Source organism: Halorubrum gandharaense (assembly GCF_054654575.1).
In genome coordinates this window covers 400,703-415,102 of sequence record NZ_BAAIET010000001.1, presented here as the reverse complement: position 1 = coordinate 415,102, position 14,400 = coordinate 400,703, and the positions used below count along the sequence as shown (strand labels likewise).

At 68.8% G+C, this 14,400-nt stretch carries 11 protein-coding genes; 1 reads left to right on the top strand and 10 read right to left on the bottom strand.

All coding sequences use genetic code 11. From position 1 onward, the window contains the following. Window positions 1-91: 91 nt before the first annotated feature. The 4 genes from gyrA to ACYQ07_RS02020 all read right to left on the bottom strand — a co-directional run bounded on the left by gyrA (window position 92) and on the right by ACYQ07_RS02020 (window position 8,475). Window positions 92-2,635 carry a DNA gyrase subunit A gene (gene gyrA / locus ACYQ07_RS02035; RefSeq protein ID WP_459876670.1) on the bottom strand — a complete coding sequence of 848 codons (2,544 nt, stop codon included), beginning with the start codon at window positions 2,633-2,635 and terminating at the stop codon, window positions 92-94. Continuing rightward, window positions 2,635-4,557, bottom strand: coding sequence for a DNA topoisomerase (ATP-hydrolyzing) subunit B (gyrB, locus tag ACYQ07_RS02030; RefSeq protein ID WP_459876667.1), 1,923 nt, complete (start codon window positions 4,555-4,557; stop codon window positions 2,635-2,637). The genes gyrA and gyrB overlap by 1 nt, the downstream gene beginning before the upstream one ends. 168 nt (window positions 4,558-4,725) lie before the next feature. Then, window positions 4,726-6,105 (bottom strand): GTPase, encoded by a 1,380-nt coding sequence (locus ACYQ07_RS02025; RefSeq protein WP_459876665.1) that lies wholly within the window; start codon window positions 6,103-6,105, stop codon window positions 4,726-4,728. 87 nt (window positions 6,106-6,192) lie between these two features. Continuing rightward, window positions 6,193-8,475: an AAA family ATPase gene (locus tag ACYQ07_RS02020; protein ID WP_459876662.1), complete on the bottom strand. Its 2,283-nt coding sequence runs from the start codon at window positions 8,473-8,475 to the stop codon at window positions 6,193-6,195. 149 nt (window positions 8,476-8,624) lie between these two features. On the opposite strand from ACYQ07_RS02020, the gene ACYQ07_RS02015 reads away from it, so the two are divergent. Next, complete coding sequence (locus ACYQ07_RS02015; RefSeq protein ID WP_459876659.1) at window positions 8,625-8,759, top strand: DUF7128 family protein; 135 nt, start codon at window positions 8,625-8,627, stop codon at window positions 8,757-8,759. 29 nt (window positions 8,760-8,788) lie between these two features. Here ACYQ07_RS02015 and ACYQ07_RS02010 read toward each other — a convergent pair whose 3' ends face one another. The 6 genes from ACYQ07_RS02010 to ACYQ07_RS01985 form a co-directional block, all read right to left on the bottom strand. Next, entirely contained in the window at window positions 8,789-9,493 is a 705-nt protein-coding gene (locus tag ACYQ07_RS02010; RefSeq protein ID WP_459876656.1) for a class I SAM-dependent methyltransferase, read from the bottom strand. Between the two features lie 52 nt (window positions 9,494-9,545). Then, window positions 9,546-10,286 carry a proteasome assembly chaperone family protein gene (locus ACYQ07_RS02005; RefSeq protein ID WP_459876653.1) on the bottom strand — a complete coding sequence of 247 codons (741 nt, stop codon included), beginning with the start codon at window positions 10,284-10,286 and terminating at the stop codon, window positions 9,546-9,548. A 70-nt stretch (window positions 10,287-10,356) separates the two neighbouring features. Next, window positions 10,357-11,139 carry an ABC transporter ATP-binding protein gene (locus tag ACYQ07_RS02000; RefSeq protein ID WP_459876650.1) on the bottom strand — a complete coding sequence of 261 codons (783 nt, stop codon included), beginning with the start codon at window positions 11,137-11,139 and terminating at the stop codon, window positions 10,357-10,359. Beyond that, window positions 11,123-11,917 (bottom strand): ABC transporter permease, encoded by a 795-nt coding sequence (locus ACYQ07_RS01995; protein WP_459876647.1) that lies wholly within the window; start codon window positions 11,915-11,917, stop codon window positions 11,123-11,125. Before ACYQ07_RS01995 ends, ACYQ07_RS02000 begins: the two co-directional genes overlap by 17 nt. 1 nt (window position 11,918) lies before the next feature. Continuing rightward, window positions 11,919-12,890, bottom strand: a complete 972-nt coding sequence (locus ACYQ07_RS01990; protein WP_459876644.1) for an aliphatic sulfonate ABC transporter substrate-binding protein — start codon at window positions 12,888-12,890, stop codon at window positions 11,919-11,921. Window positions 12,891-13,180: 290 nt separating this feature from the next. Further along, the gene (locus ACYQ07_RS01985; RefSeq protein ID WP_459876642.1) at window positions 13,181-14,368 is read right to left on the bottom strand and encodes a redox-regulated ATPase YchF; all 1,188 of its coding nucleotides are present in this window, start codon (window positions 14,366-14,368) and stop codon (window positions 13,181-13,183) included. Window positions 14,369-14,400 lie beyond the last annotated feature (32 nt).

Below are 14,400 nucleotides of genomic sequence, written 5' to 3'. Positions count from 1 at the left end.
TTCGGCGAGGGTGGAATCGCCGACGCCGGGATGACGCCGGCGTGTCGGTGACGGAGCGCCGCCGGCGGACGCCCGCGGTCGACCGAAGCCGCTACTCCGACGCGTCGTCGGCTGTGTTGTCGCTCGTCCCGGGTGCGTCGTCGCGTTCGGCCGCGACCTCGCCGAGCTCGCTCGCGTCCTCACCGTCTCCCGTGGCCGCCTCCGGCACGATGTCGACGGAGGCGACCTCGTCGCGGCCCTCCAGGTCCATCACGATGACGCCCATCGTGTTGCGCCCGACCGTCGAGATCCCCTCGACGGGGGTGCGCATGATCTGGCCGCCGGCGCTCATCGCCAGCAGGTGGTCGCCGTGCGTGACCGCCTCGATGGCGACGACCTCGCTGTTGCGGTCGCCGGTTTTGATGTCGACGAGCCCCATCCCGTTGCGGGACTGCGGCCGGTACTCGTCGAGGTCCGAGCGCTTCCCGTAGCCGTTCTCGGTGACGGTGAGCACCCAGTTGTGACGGTCCGTGTCGATGGCCGCCACGCCGGCGACCGCGTCGCCCTCCCGCAGGTCGATGCCGTAGACCCCGCGGGCGGTCCGGCCCATCGGCCGCACCTCGTCCTCGTCGAACCGGATCGCCATCCCGTCGCGGCTCCCGATGACGATCTCCGTCTCGCCGTCGGTCACCTCCACGTCGACGAGCTGGTCGCCGTCGTTCAGGCGGATCGCGCGGATCCCGGTCGACATGATGTTTCCGAACTCCGCAAAGGCGGTCCGCTTGATGTAGCCGTCGCGGGTGACCATCGTGAGGTAGGCGTCGTCGCCGAGATCCTCGGTGTTGACGACCGCCTCGATCTCCTCGTCGTCGGACAGGTCGAGCAGGTTGACGGCCGACTTCCCGCGAGCCGTCCGGGACATCTCCGGGATCTCGTACGTCTTCAGCTCGTAGATCTGCCCCTCGTTGGTGAACACGAGCAGGTAGTCGTGGGAGTTCGCCGCGAACACCGACGACACCCGGTCGCCCTCCTTCAGATCCGTCCCGATGATCCCCTTTCCGCCGCGGTTCTGTGCGCGGAACGTGTCCAGCGACATCCGCTTGATGTAGTCGTCCTCGCTCATGACGACGACACACTCCTCCTCCGGAATCAGGTCCTCGTGGGTGACGGTTCCGGTGTCCTCGATGAAGGAGGTACGGCGCTCGTCGCCGTACTCCGCTTTGATCTCTTGCAGCTCCTCGACGATGACGGCGTCGAGCTCGTCGGTGTCGTCGAGAATCGTCTCCAGCCGCTCGATGCGGTCGGTGACCGACTCGTACTCCGACTCGATCTCCTGGGTCTCCAGGGAGGTGAGCGACCCGAGCTGCATCCGGACGATGTGCTCGGCCTGTGCCTCGCTGAACTCGTACTCCGCCTGCAGCGCCGCGCGCGCGGCGTCGCGGTCCTCGGAGTCCTGGATGGTCTCGACCACGTCGTCCACCTGTTCGAGCGCCTTCAGGCGCCCTTCGAGGATGTGCGCGCGGTCCTCCTTCTCGCCGAGCTCGTGTTCCGAGCGCCGGCGCACGACCTCACGTCGGTGCTCGACGTAGTGTTCGAGCGTCTCCTTGAGGTCGAGCACCTGCGGTGCGCCGTCGACGAGCGCGAGGTTGATCACGCCGAAGGTGCGCTCCAAGTGGCTCTCCAGCAGCTGGTTCTTGACGACCTCCGCCATCGCGTCGCGTTTGAGCTCGACGACGACGCGGATCCCGTCGCGGTCGGACTCGTCACGGAGGTCGCGAATCCCCTCGATCTTCCCCTCGTTCACGTCGTCGGCAATACGCTCGACGAGCCGAGACTTGTTCTGCTGGTAGGGGAGCTCCGAGATGACGATCCGGCCCTCCTCCTCGTCGACCTCGAACTCCGCGCGGACGCGGACCCGACCGCGGCCGGTCTTGTACGCCTTGTGGACCGCGTTGCGGCCGACGATGTTGGCGCCCGTCGGGAAGTCCGGCCCCTTGACGTGCTCCATCAGGTCGGCGATCTCGCAGTTCGGGTTCTCGATCAGCTCGACGGTCGCGTCGATCACCTCGCCGAGGTTGTGCGGCGGGATGTTCGTCGACATCCCGACGGCGATCCCCGACGAGCCGTTGACGAGCAGGTTCGGGAACGCCGACGGCAGCACCTCGGGCTCCTCGAGCCGGTCGTCGTAGTTGGACTGGAAGTCGACCGTGTCGCGCTCGATGTCGGCCATGAGCTCCTCGGCGATGGGCGCCATGCGCGCCTCCGTGTACCGCATCGCCGCCGGCGGGTCGCCGTCGACGGAGCCGAAGTTCCCCTGCCCGTCGACGAGCGGGTAGCGCATCGAGAAGTCCTGGGACATGCGCGCTAAGGCGTCGTAGATGGCGCTGTCGCCGTGCGGGTGGTAATCACCCATCGTCTCGCCCACGATGGAGGAGGACTTGCGGTGGCTGGCGTTGCTCGTCACGCCGGCCTCCTGCATCGCATAGAGGATCCGGCGGTGGACGGGTTTGAGCCCGTCGCGCACGTCGGGCAGCGCACGACCCGCGATGACGGACATCGCGTAGTCGATGTACGACTGCTCCATCTCGTCTTCGATGCGCGCGGTCTTCACCTGTGCGGCCGGTGCGTCGTTCGGATTCGGTTGGTCGCTGCTCATCAGATGTCCACCCACTCGGCTTCGGTCGCGTGCTCTTTGATGAACTGCTTGCGCGGCTCGACGGCGTCACCCATCAGCACGTTGAACATGCGGTCGGCGGCCGCCGCGTCCTCGATCGTGATCTGCTTGAGAATGCGGTTCTCCGGGTCCATCGTCGTCTCCCACAGCTGGTCGGGGTTCATCTCGCCAAGTCCTTTGAACCGCTGGACCTGGTCGGGATTGCCGTCGCACTTCTCCTCGACGATGCGGTCGCGTTCCGCTTCCGTCATCGCGTCGTACGTCTCGCCCTTGTAGCGGACGCGGTACAGCGGCGGCTGGGCCGCGTACACGTAGCCCGACTCGATGAGCGGCTTCATGTGGCGGTAGAGGAGCGTCAACAGGAGGGTCCGGATGTGTGCGCCGTCCACGTCGGCATCGGTCATCAGGATGATCTTGTGGTAGCGCACCTCGTCGATGTCGAACTCCTCGCCGATCCCGGCGCCGATCGCCGTGATCAGCGCGCGGATCTCGTCGTTCTCGAGGATGCGGTCCAGACGGTGTTTCTCCACGTTGAGGATCTTCCCCTTGAGCGGGAGGATCGCCTGGTTGTGTCGGTCGCGGCCCTGCTTTGCGGAGCCGCCGGCGGAATCGCCCTCCACCACGAACAGCTCCGCCTCGTCAGGGTCGCGCGTCTGACAGTCGGCCAGCTTGCCGGGCAGCGCCGTCGACTCCAGCGCGGACTTCCGGCGGGTGAGCTCCTCGGCCTTCTTGGCCGCCTTGCGGGCGCGGGCGGCCTCGGCCGCCTTGTGGACGACCTTCCGGGCCGTCTCCGGGTTCTCCTCGAAGAACGTGCCGAGCTTCTCGTGGGTGGCGGACTCGACGATGCCGCGCACCTCCGAGTTGCCGAGCTTCGTCTTCGTCTGCCCCTCGAACTGCGGATCGGGGTGTTTGACGGAGATGACCGCCGTCAGCCCCTCGCGCACGTCCTCGCCTTTAAGATTGGCGTCGAGGTCGCTGATCAGGTCGTGTGAGTTGGCGTAGTCGTTGACCGTCCGGGTCAGCGCCGTTTTAAACCCGGTGAGGTGCGTGCCGCCCTCGCGGGTGTTGATATTGTTGGCGAACGCGTGGACGGAGCCCTGCAGCTCCTCGGTCGCCTGCATGGCGACCTCCACGTGGATGTCGTCCTGCTCGTCCTCGAAGTAGATGACCTCGTCGTGGATCGGCGTGCGCGTCTCGTTGAGGTACTCGACGAACTCCTTGATGCCGCCGTCGTAGCGGAACGTCTCGGACTCCTTCTCCTCGGGGCGCTCGTCGACGAGCTCGACTTTGACCCCGGAGTTGAGAAACGCCAGCTCGCGCAGGCGGTTCGCCAGCGTCGAGAAGGCGAAGTCGGTGGTCTCGAAGATCTCCTCGTCGGGCCAAAAGCGAATGTGGGTGCCCGTCGACTCGTCGGGCTCCATGTCGCGGACGCGCTCGAAGGCGTCCTCGACGGGCTCCCCGCGGTCGAACTGGTGGCGGTAGACGCCGCCGTCGCGTTTGACCTCGACCTTCAGGGTTTCCGAGAGGGCGTTGACGACGCTGACCCCGACGCCGTGGAGTCCGCCCGACACCTGGTAGGACTTTGAATCGAACTTGCCGCCCGCGTGGAGGACGGTCATGATCACTTCGAGGGCGGGTCGGTCGTACTCCTCGTGGGTGTCGACGGGGATGCCGCGTCCGTCGTCGCTCACGGAGACGGAGCCGTCGTCGTGGATACGCACCTCGATCGCCGAACAGTGGCCGGCGAGCGCCTCGTCAATGGAGTTGTCGACGACTTCATAGACGAGATGGTGGAGCCCACGGTCGTCCGTGGACCCGATGTACATCGCCGGGCGTTTGCGTACGGCCTGCAGACCCTCCAGAACCTGGATCTGGCCTGCTCCGTATTCACTCTCCTCTGGCATAGAACTTACCGACCGTACACAGTGACCGCTTAAAAAGGCGACGCACGCGCACGCGGGCGCCCACGTCACACTCCATGTCAACCGGTCGTGCGACGACGGTGCACTGCCGGGTTCGGCGACGGTGCACTGCCGGGTTCGGCGACGGCGCAGGGGCGGCCCGCCACCACGTCAGTCGAGGCCGAGCGTTCCCGCATGGTCGTCGAGGAACGCCTCGACGGACCAGTCCAGCGGCTCGAACCGGTACTGCACGTCCACGACGGGCACGTCCACGTCGAGCACCCGCGACACGTCACAGGGCGTCCCCGCGAGTACGAGGTCCGGATCACAGGCCGTGATCGTTGCCTCCAGTTCGGCGACCTGCTCGTCCGTGTACCCCATCGCCGGGAGCACGCGGTCGAGGTGGTCGTGTTCCGCAAGCGTCTCCGCGACGGAGCCGACAGCGTGGGGGCGTGGGTCGACGCGCTCGGAAGCGCCGTAGCGGTGTGCCGCGACCGTCGCCGCCCCGTGGTCGGCGCCGCCGTGCGTCACGGTGGGCCCGTCCTCCAGTGCGAGCACCCGATTGCCGGCGACGACCTCCGGGTCCGGTACCGTGACGACGGCCGCGGCGCGGTGGACCGGCGTCTCGGGCGGCGAGAGCTCGTGGACCCGTTCGCGGACGGCGGCCACGTCGTCGGGGTCGGCGGCGTCGACCTTCGTTAGCCGCACCGCGTCAGCCCGCCGGAGGTTGGTTTCTCCGGGATGATACCGGTGTTCGTGTCCCGGTCGAGTCGGATCGGCGATTACGAGGTGAACGTCCGGCTCCACGAACGCCAGCTCGTTGTTGCCACCGTCCCACACCACGATATCGGCGTTCTCGGTGGCTGCCGCGAGCACGTCGGCGTAGTCCACGCCGGCGTACACCGCGTGGCCCGCCTCGACGTGCCACTCGAACTCCTCGCGTTCCTCCAGCGTGAGATCCGCGTCGTCGATGTCGTCCATCGTGGCGAAGCGCTGGACGCGTTTCTCGGCGAGGTCACCGTACGGCATCGGCTCGCGGATCACCGCCACGTCGCAACCGCGGTCGCCGAGCGCGTCCGCGAGATCGCGGGCGAGCGCCGACTTCCCGCAGCCGGTCCGGACGGCGTTGACCGCCACCACCGGCACGTCCGCGGCGAGCTGCATCCGGTCCGGGCCGATGACGCCGAAATCCGCCCCGGCCGCCATTGCCCTGGATCCGGCGTGCATGACGTGTTCGTGAGACACGTCGGAGTACGAGAAGACGACGCGGTCGGCGCCCGCCTCGCCACCTGCCTCGCCGCCCGCCTCGTGGTCGCCGCGAACCACGGCCGCCAGCTCGACCTCCGGCACGATCGGGATCCCGTCGGGATACTCGTCACCCGCCAGCGCGGCGGGATACCGCCGGAGCCCCTCGCCGTCGGCCTCCCCGAGGTTCTGGCCCGGGGCGCGGGTGAACGCGACCACCCGAACGTCGTCCCGTCCGCGGAAGGCGACGTTGAAGTCGTGGAAGTCCCGTCCCGCGGCGCCCATGATGACGATCCGCTCGGTCATTGCCACGAGTCACGTCCGCCCGCCTAAAAGTCGATGTGGCCGGTTCCCCGTCGTCGAGGGGCATCCACCCACCACGCCCCGACCGCCTCAGCGCTTCGAGCTGGCCACCGTTTCGACGGCGGCCTCGAAGTCGGCGTGGGACAGCCCAACCTCGTCGGCGTGGTCGTTGGCGGCCTCGCCGTGTTCGTCGGCAACCCGTTCGATGGCGGTGAGGGCGGCTTCCCGAGTCACGGCAGCGATCTCCGCCCCCGAGAAGCCCTCCGTCTCGTCGCCCAGCGCGTCGAGGTCCACATCGTCCGTGAGCGGCTTGCCCCGGGTGTGGACTTCGAGGATCTTCAGTCGGGCGTCGCGGTCCGGCTCCGGCACCTCGACGTGGGTCTCCAGCCGGCCCGGACGGAGGAGCGCGGGGTCGAGCGCGTCCCGCCGGTTCGTCGCCGCGAGCACCACCAGGTTCGGGTTGTCGCTCGCACGGTCCAGCTCGGTGAGCAGCTGTGAGACCACCCGTTCGCCGACGCCGGAATCGCCCGCGCCCGCGGCGTCCCGGTCGGTCGCGACCGCGTCGATCTCGTCGAAGAAGACGATGACGGGCGCCGCCTGTCGGGCGCGGTCGAACAACTCTCTGACAGCCTTCTCGGACTCCCCGACGTACCGGTCGAGCAGCTCCGGGCCGGCCACCTGGATGAAGTTGACGCCGCTCTCGCCGGCGATGGCGCGCGCCAGCAGCGTCTTCCCGGTCCCGGGGGGGCCGTGCAACAGCACGCCAGTCGGGGGGTCCGCGTCCGCGGCGTCGAACAGCGGGCCGTACGACAGCGGCCAGGTGACGGCGCGCTCCAGCTTCTCCTTCGCCTCCGGGAGCCCGCCCACGTCGTCGTAATCGGTGGTCGGCTGCTCGGCGACGTACTCGCGCATCGCGCTCGGCTCGACGGCGGCGTGGGCCGCCTCGAAGTCCGCCCGCGTCACCGTCACGTCGGCGAGCGCGCGGGCGTCGCTCTCACGGGCCCGCCGAAGCGCCGTAAGCGCCGCCTCCTGTGCGAGCCCCTCGATGTCGGCGCCGACGAAGCCGTGGGTCCGGCTCGCGATCCGGTCCAAGTCCACGTCCTCTGCCAGCGGCATCCGGCGGGTGTGCACGTCGAGGATCTGCCGACGACCCGCCTCGCCGGGGACGCCGATCTCGATCTCGCGGTCGAATCGCCCGCCACGGCGGAGCGCCGGGTCGAGCGAGTCGACGCGGTTGGTGGCGCCGATGACGATCACGTCGCCGCGGGCGTCGAGCCCGTCCATCAGCGAGAGCAGCTGGCCGACGACGCGGTTCTCCACGTCGCCGCCGTCGTCACGCTTGCCCGCGATGGAGTCGATCTCGTCGAAGAAGATGATCGCCGGTGACTCCTCGGCCGCGCGCTCGAACACCTCGCGCAGCCGCTCTTCGGACTCGCCTTTGTACTTCGACATGATCTCCGGGCCATCGACCGTGAGGAACGTCGCGTCCACCTCGTTGGCGACGGCGCGCGCGATCAGCGTCTTTCCGGTTCCCGGCGGCCCGTACAGCAGGACGCCCTTCGGCGGGTCGATGCCGAGCCGGGTGAACACCTCCGGCTCGGAGAGCGGGAGCTCGATCGTCTCACGCACCAGTTCGAGCTCCTCGTCAAGCCCGCCGATGTCCTCGTAGGTGGCGCCCGCGGCGTGGTCCTCCGGCGGCGTGGGGTGGTCGCCGTCCTCGGCGGATTTCGGCCGGCTGTCGGTTCCGGGAGTGGTCCGGCCGCCCGAGGCGCCACTTTCCCTCGGTCCGGTTCGACCGTCTCTCCCCCCCGACCCCGCGTCCTCGACCGTGTTCCCGACGGCGGTCGCGTCGCCGTTCGACCCGCCCCCGCCATAGACGACCCCCACGTCGGTGGCGTCGGTGACGCGGACGGTTCCGGACGGCTCCGTGGTGGTGACGACGAACCGGATCCCACCCAGGCGCTCGACGTGGACGGCCTCCCCCTCGGCGAGGGGCCGGTCGCGGAGGTCGCGGGCGAGCGCGCGCTCGACGGCGTCCTGGCTCACGTCGACGGTGGCGAGCTCGGCTGGTGCCGCGAGCGTGACCCGGTCGGCGTCCGCCACGTCGACGGGTGAGACCCGAACCGTGTCACCCACTTTCACGCCGGCGTTCGCCCGCGTGTCGGCGTCGATCAGCACGGAGCCCTCGCTGGCGTCGGCCCCGCCGGGCCACACTTTCGCGACCGCCGCGCGGTCGCCCTCGATTCGGACGGTGTCGCCGCTGAGGAGGCCGAGTCGCTGTCGGGCTCCCTCTGGCAGTCGGGCGATGCCCCGGCCGGCGTCGCGCTTCTCGGCGGCGCGGACCGTGAGCGTCACGCCCGTGGAGGCGTTCATACGCCCCCGTTCTCGCCGGCGGCTCTTTAGGGTTGTCCGGCACGGTCGGATCGCCCGATCCGTCCACCTCCGAAACCGGCGGCTGGCGTGGAACGCCGACGCTGCGGCGGCAACCGTTTTCACGGAGCGCGTGGATGTCACTTGTACGCATGGTGGAAACGACCCAGCGAGACGACATGACCTGGTTCGCCTGTGAGGTCTGCGGGCTCCTGTTCAGCGACCGCGAGGAGGCGGAGTCACACGAGGAGTCGTGTGACGGCGAGGACCCGTCCTACATCGTTTGACACCGAGAGTTCCGGTTGCGGCGTGAGAATCAGCGGTCCGTCGGCCGGAACGCGCGGACGGTGTCACGGCGTGTCGTCTCGACGCCGACCTGCTCGAAGCCGCGCGGGACAAACACCTGCTTCCAGTTCCGGTAGTACAGCGGCAGGTCCTCCGCGACGTGGTTCACGCCGGAGCCGGCGTCCGCGACGGCGGGGTCGGGGTCGATGCCGGCGGCCTCCTCCTCGGCGTTCACCTCCGGCGGCACGCCGAGCGCGCCGTCGCCCTCGTTTTCTATCTCCGCCGTGATGAGGAGGTCGTCGGTCACGCGCGCCACCTCGTCGAACACCCACGCCGTGTCCGGATGGACGTGCTGGAGCGTCTCGACCGAGTACACCGCGTCGAACGCGTCGTCCGCGAACTCGGGAAGCGCTGCCTCCATCGTCGTCTCGTGGATGATCGCCGTCTCGGCGAGCGCCGGATACACCTCGCCCATCACGTCGACGGCGTCCGGGTTCACCTCGACGCCTTCGAGGCGGCGAAACCCCCCGTTGTGGAGGTGTGCGAGGTGTCGCCCGGACGAACAGCCCAGTTCGAGCACGCGCGCGTCAGTCCCGACCACGCGCTCACACCGGCGACGGATCGCGTCGCTGGTTGCGTCGGGACCGCGGTGGGCGTAGTACGCCGGCGAGTACTCGCCGGACCGGTCCGCCCACGCCGCGCGTACGTCCTCGGGAGTTGGGGCCACACTCCTCATCCGCCGGCCGCGCCTAAAGGGGCGTCGCACCGGCGTGCCCCCTCTCCGTCCCCTACTGGAACATCCCGCGGGTGGACACCTGCTGGCCCTCCTCGGCGGCCCGCTGGAGCTGGGCCATCAGCTCCTCGCGCTGGTCGACGATCTCCTCGGCCTCCTCGTCCAGCCGGCTCGTGTCCACGTCGACGCCGGCGAGCGGGGCGATCCCCTCGTCGATCAGCTGGCGGGCCCCCTGCGGGTCCGGGAAGCGCGGATCCGACTCCACGAGGAGGCCGACGGCGTCGATCTCACGCTCCTTCGCCTCGTTGAGGAACGCGCCGCCCGGTCCCTGTATCATCCCCGTGAGGTGCGGCGGCGGGATTTCGGCCTCGTCGAGGCGCGCGCCGGCGTCACCGGTGGCGATGCCATACACGTCCGGGACGACGCCGGGCTCACGCTCCTCGGCGACACCGGCGAGGTAGACGGGCGTCACGCCGTGGTCCGCGATCCACTCCGTGAACGTCTCGACCAAGGGCGTGGCCTCCATCGCCTCGATGGGCACGGCGCTCTGAAGGACGAGCAGGTTCGCGTCCGGCGCGGCGAACAGCCGGATCGGCGATTTGACCCCGCGGTCGTCGTCCTCGAAGACGGTGACGGGCGGCAGTCCCTCGTTGACGATCTCGCCGTACTCGACCATCTCCAGCTCCTCGATCAGGTGGTCGGCGGCGATCTTCCCCGCCAGCCCGACGCCCGGCAGCCCCTCGACGAGCACCGGCGCCTCCAGTTCGACGTCGTCGCGCGTTCGGATCTCGACCATACCTCCACGTTGCCCGGCTGTTAAAAAGTCGTTCGGGCCGGGTCGCTCCCGCACGATCCCGCGCCCGCGCTCAGACGCCGAGCGCGTCCGTGATCCGCTCGCGAATCTCGACGAGCGCCTCGTCGGTGCGCTCACGCGGACGATCGACATCAACATCGATCACTTCCGCAACGGTGCCGGGCTGGCCGCCGAGCACCACGACGCGGTCCGAGAGGTACGCCGCCTCCTCCACGTCGTGGGTGACGAGCATCACGGTCGCGCCCTGTGCGTCCCACACGTCGAGTAAGTTGTCCTGCTGTTCGTACTTCGTGAGCTGGTCGAGCGCGGAGAACGGCTCGTCGAGCAGGAGCAGCTCCGGCTCGTAGGCGAGGCCGCGGGCCAGCGAGACGCGCTGGGCCATCCCGCCCGAGAGCCCGCCGGGCCGGTGCTCCTCGAAGCCCGCCAGTCCGACCGTCTCGATCAGGTCGTCGATCCGTTCGGCCGCGTCGGGATCGTCGCGGTCGACGCCCGCGGGGAGTCCGACGGCGACGTTCTCGCGCACGTCGGCCCACGGGAGCAGCCGCGGCTCCTGAAACACCATGCCGACGCCGTCGCTCCCTGCATCGCGAACGTCCTCGCCGCCGACCTCCGCGCGTCCCTCGAACGTCTCCTCCAATCCGGTCACCACGCGGAGCAGCGTGGACTTCCCGCAGCCGGAGGGACCGACCACGGTGACGAACTCGCCGTCCGCCACGGAGAGGTCGACCTCGGACAGCGCCACGGTGTCGCCGTAGCGCTTCGTCAGCCCCGAGACGGAGAGCGCGGGGGCGCCGTCGTGGACCCCGCCGTCAGTCCCCTCACCAGCCGACGACACGACTCTCCACCTCCTTGACCGCGAGGTCCGACAGGTTGCCGAGGAACGCGAACAGCAGGATCGAGCCGATGATGATGTCCGGCCGCGCCAGCGTGCGCCCGTCGCTCATCAGGAACCCGATCCCCTGGCTGGCGGCGATCAGCTCGGCGGCGACCACGAACATCCACGCCAGCCCGACGCCGCCACGGATTCCCACGAGCAGACTCGGGAGCGCGGCGGGAAGCACGATGCGACGGAGCTCCTCCACCCGATTCAGGTCGTACACCTCAGCCACCTCCAGCAGGTCCTCATCGATGCCGGCGATGCCTGTCGAGAGGTTGAGGTAGACCGGGAAGAACGCGCCGACGGCGATCAACAGCACCTTCGCGCTCTCGCCGATGCCGAACCACAGCAGGAACAGCGGCACCCACGCCAGCGACGGGATGTTCTTCATCGACTGGAACAGCGGGTCGACCAGGTCGCTCGCCAGCCGGAAGTAGCCCGCGAGCGTGCCGAAGACGATGCCGACGGCGACCCCGACGACCACGCCGAGGAACACGCGCTGAAGCGTGATCGCGATGTGACCCCACAGCTCGCCGGTGACCGCCATCCCGTACAGGGTGCCGACGACGCGGGCGGGCTCTGGAAGCTGGTGTGGTGCGAACACGCCGGTCGCCACGAGCAGGTGCCAGACGACCACGAGGAGCGCGGGGACGACCAGTCCGAGCAGCCACCGGAAGCGGTTGGCCGATGGGAGGCCGACGCCGCCGACCGTGTACGATTCCCCCGTCGTCGCCACGTCACACCACCTCGGAGGCGAACCCGTCGTCGATCAGCTCGTCGACCGCGCCGTGCGGATCCGCGTCGCCCGCGACGAGTCCCTCGCGCTCCAGGATGGGCGCGAGGTCACCGAGCAGGTCGCGGTGGTCGTCGCCGGGAACCGGCTGGGAGAGGTCGTTGCGCTGCGTGAACACGCGCTCGGCGACCGGCTCGGACATGTCCGACTCCGCGGCGAGGATGCCGGCGGTCTCCTCCGGGTTGTCGATGGCCCACTCGCGGCCGCGCTCGTACGTCTCGATGACGGTCCGTGCGTCCTCGGGACGGTCCTCGAGGAACTCCTCGAGGAAGTTGAGGAAGCCGTACGTGTTGTAGTTCGTCTCACGGAAGAACAGCTCCGCGCCGTCCTCCTCCAGTTCGAGCTCAGCCATGTGCGGGTCGAGTCCCGCCCACGCGTCCACGTCGCCCCGCACGAGCGAGGACTGGCCTTCCGGATGCTGGAGGTCGACGACCTCCACGTCGTCCTCGCTCAGGCCGACCCCGTCGAGCGCCTGCAGGAGGAAGAAGTAGGGGTCGGTGCCGCGCGTGGCCGCGACCTGGGACCCTTCGAGGTCCTCGACGCTGCTGATCCCGTTCTCTTCAAGCGTCACGAGGGCGGTCCACTCCGGCTCGGAGTAGATGTACGGCGTCCGAATCGGGACCCCGTTCGACCGCGCCATCAGCGCCGCGACGCCCGCCGTCGAGGCGACGTGTGCGTCGCCCGTCTGGGAGTACTCGTTCGCCTCGTTGCTGCCGAGACTCAACAGCCACTCGACCTCGGTGTCCGTCCCCTCGAACGCCTCCTCCAGCCAGCCGTGCTCGCGGATCACGAGACTCACCGGGTTGTAGTAGGCGTAGTCGACCGTCAGGCTCTGCACGTCGTCACCGACACAGCCGGCGAGCGTGGCGCCGGCGACCCCTGCGCCGGCTCCACGCAGGAACTGTCGTCGCTTCATTGTTCACTCGTTCATACCACACCCACTCTTAAACAGGTATGGCTAGGAAGAATATTCAGCTCTGCCTATGATGTCCTATGGTAATAAACCAACGCCCATGTGAACTGGAAACAGGGAGTGATCCGTCGGTAGAGGGACCATCACACACGAATTGGGGATATCACTCCAAATGGAGTCCGAATTTCGATGAAATCCGTCCGTGCCCGATACCAGAACTTGTTGCCGGTGGTTATACCGAGCGTCCCGCAGAGAGCGTGAAACTCGGTTTCGAAATCGAGACAGTCCCGGAGTCAGGGCCCGGCCGTGGAGACGATCTTGATCACGTCACCTTCGCTCAACTCGTGGCTCTCGCCGATCCGGCGGCTGGAGCGCGCGTCGACCGCGTGGACGTACCCCTCGCCGATGTCCGTGTGGACGGCGTACGCGAGATCCGGCGGCGTCGCGCCCGCGGGGAGCAGAAAGGCGTCGGGAAGCACGTTCCCCGTGCCGTCGGTCCACTTCGAGGCGTCCTGCACGGGATACACCGTGATCCGGTCGAGCAGGTCGTAGACGGCGTGGTTCAGCGCGCTCTGGACGCCGGTTCCACCGAACTCGTCCATCACGTCGCGGATCGACTCCAACCCGGCCTCCTGCTGGTCGGAGAGGTTGCCGAGGATCGCGAACGCCTCGTCGCCGGGGTCGTAGTCGACGACGCCGGCCTCCGCGGCGCGCCGGAGCGCGAGCTCGCCGTCGGCGGTGGCCGGAATGACGGGTTTGTCCGTCTCCTCGCGGAGCCGCGCGAGGTTCTCGTCGGGCGCGATGTCGGCTTTGTTCGCGACGACCACGAGCGGGAGGGTGTGTGCTCGAAGGTCACGCGCGAGGGCCTCGCGATGCTCGTCGGTCCACCGTTTGGGGTCCTCGGGGTAGTCCAGCCCGCGGAGCACGGCGGCCACGTCGGCCTCCGTCGCGCCGAACCCGGTGAGCATGTCGGCGAGCGCCTCGTCGAGGTCGAAGTCGGGCGATCGGGACTTGCGCTCGACGGCCTCGAAGTTGTCCGCGACGATGCCCGCCAGCCAGAGGTCCATCTCCTCCTCGATGAAGTTCACGTCCTCGACGGGGTCGTGGCTCCCCACCTCGACGGGCTCGCCCTCGGCGTTCGTCCCGCCGGAGGCGTCGACGACGTTGAGGATGGCGTCGGCGTTCGTCAACTCGTCGAGGAACTGGTTGCCGAGCCCCTTCCCCTCGTGAGCGCCGGGGACGAGACCGGCCACGTCGAGCAGTTCGATCGGGACGTAGCGCTTCCCGTCGTGGCAGTTCTCGTTGCCGCAGCGCTCGTCGCGCGCGAGACAGGGGCACTCCGTCCGGACGTGGGTGACGCCGCGGTTGGCGTCGATCGTCGTGAACGGGTAGTTCGCCACGTCGACTTCGGCCATCGTCGACGCAGTATAAAAGGTGGACTTGCCGGCGTTGGGCTTGCCCGCCAGCGCGACCGTGATCATACCGTCACCTCAGAGCGTCGGGAAAAGCCGCT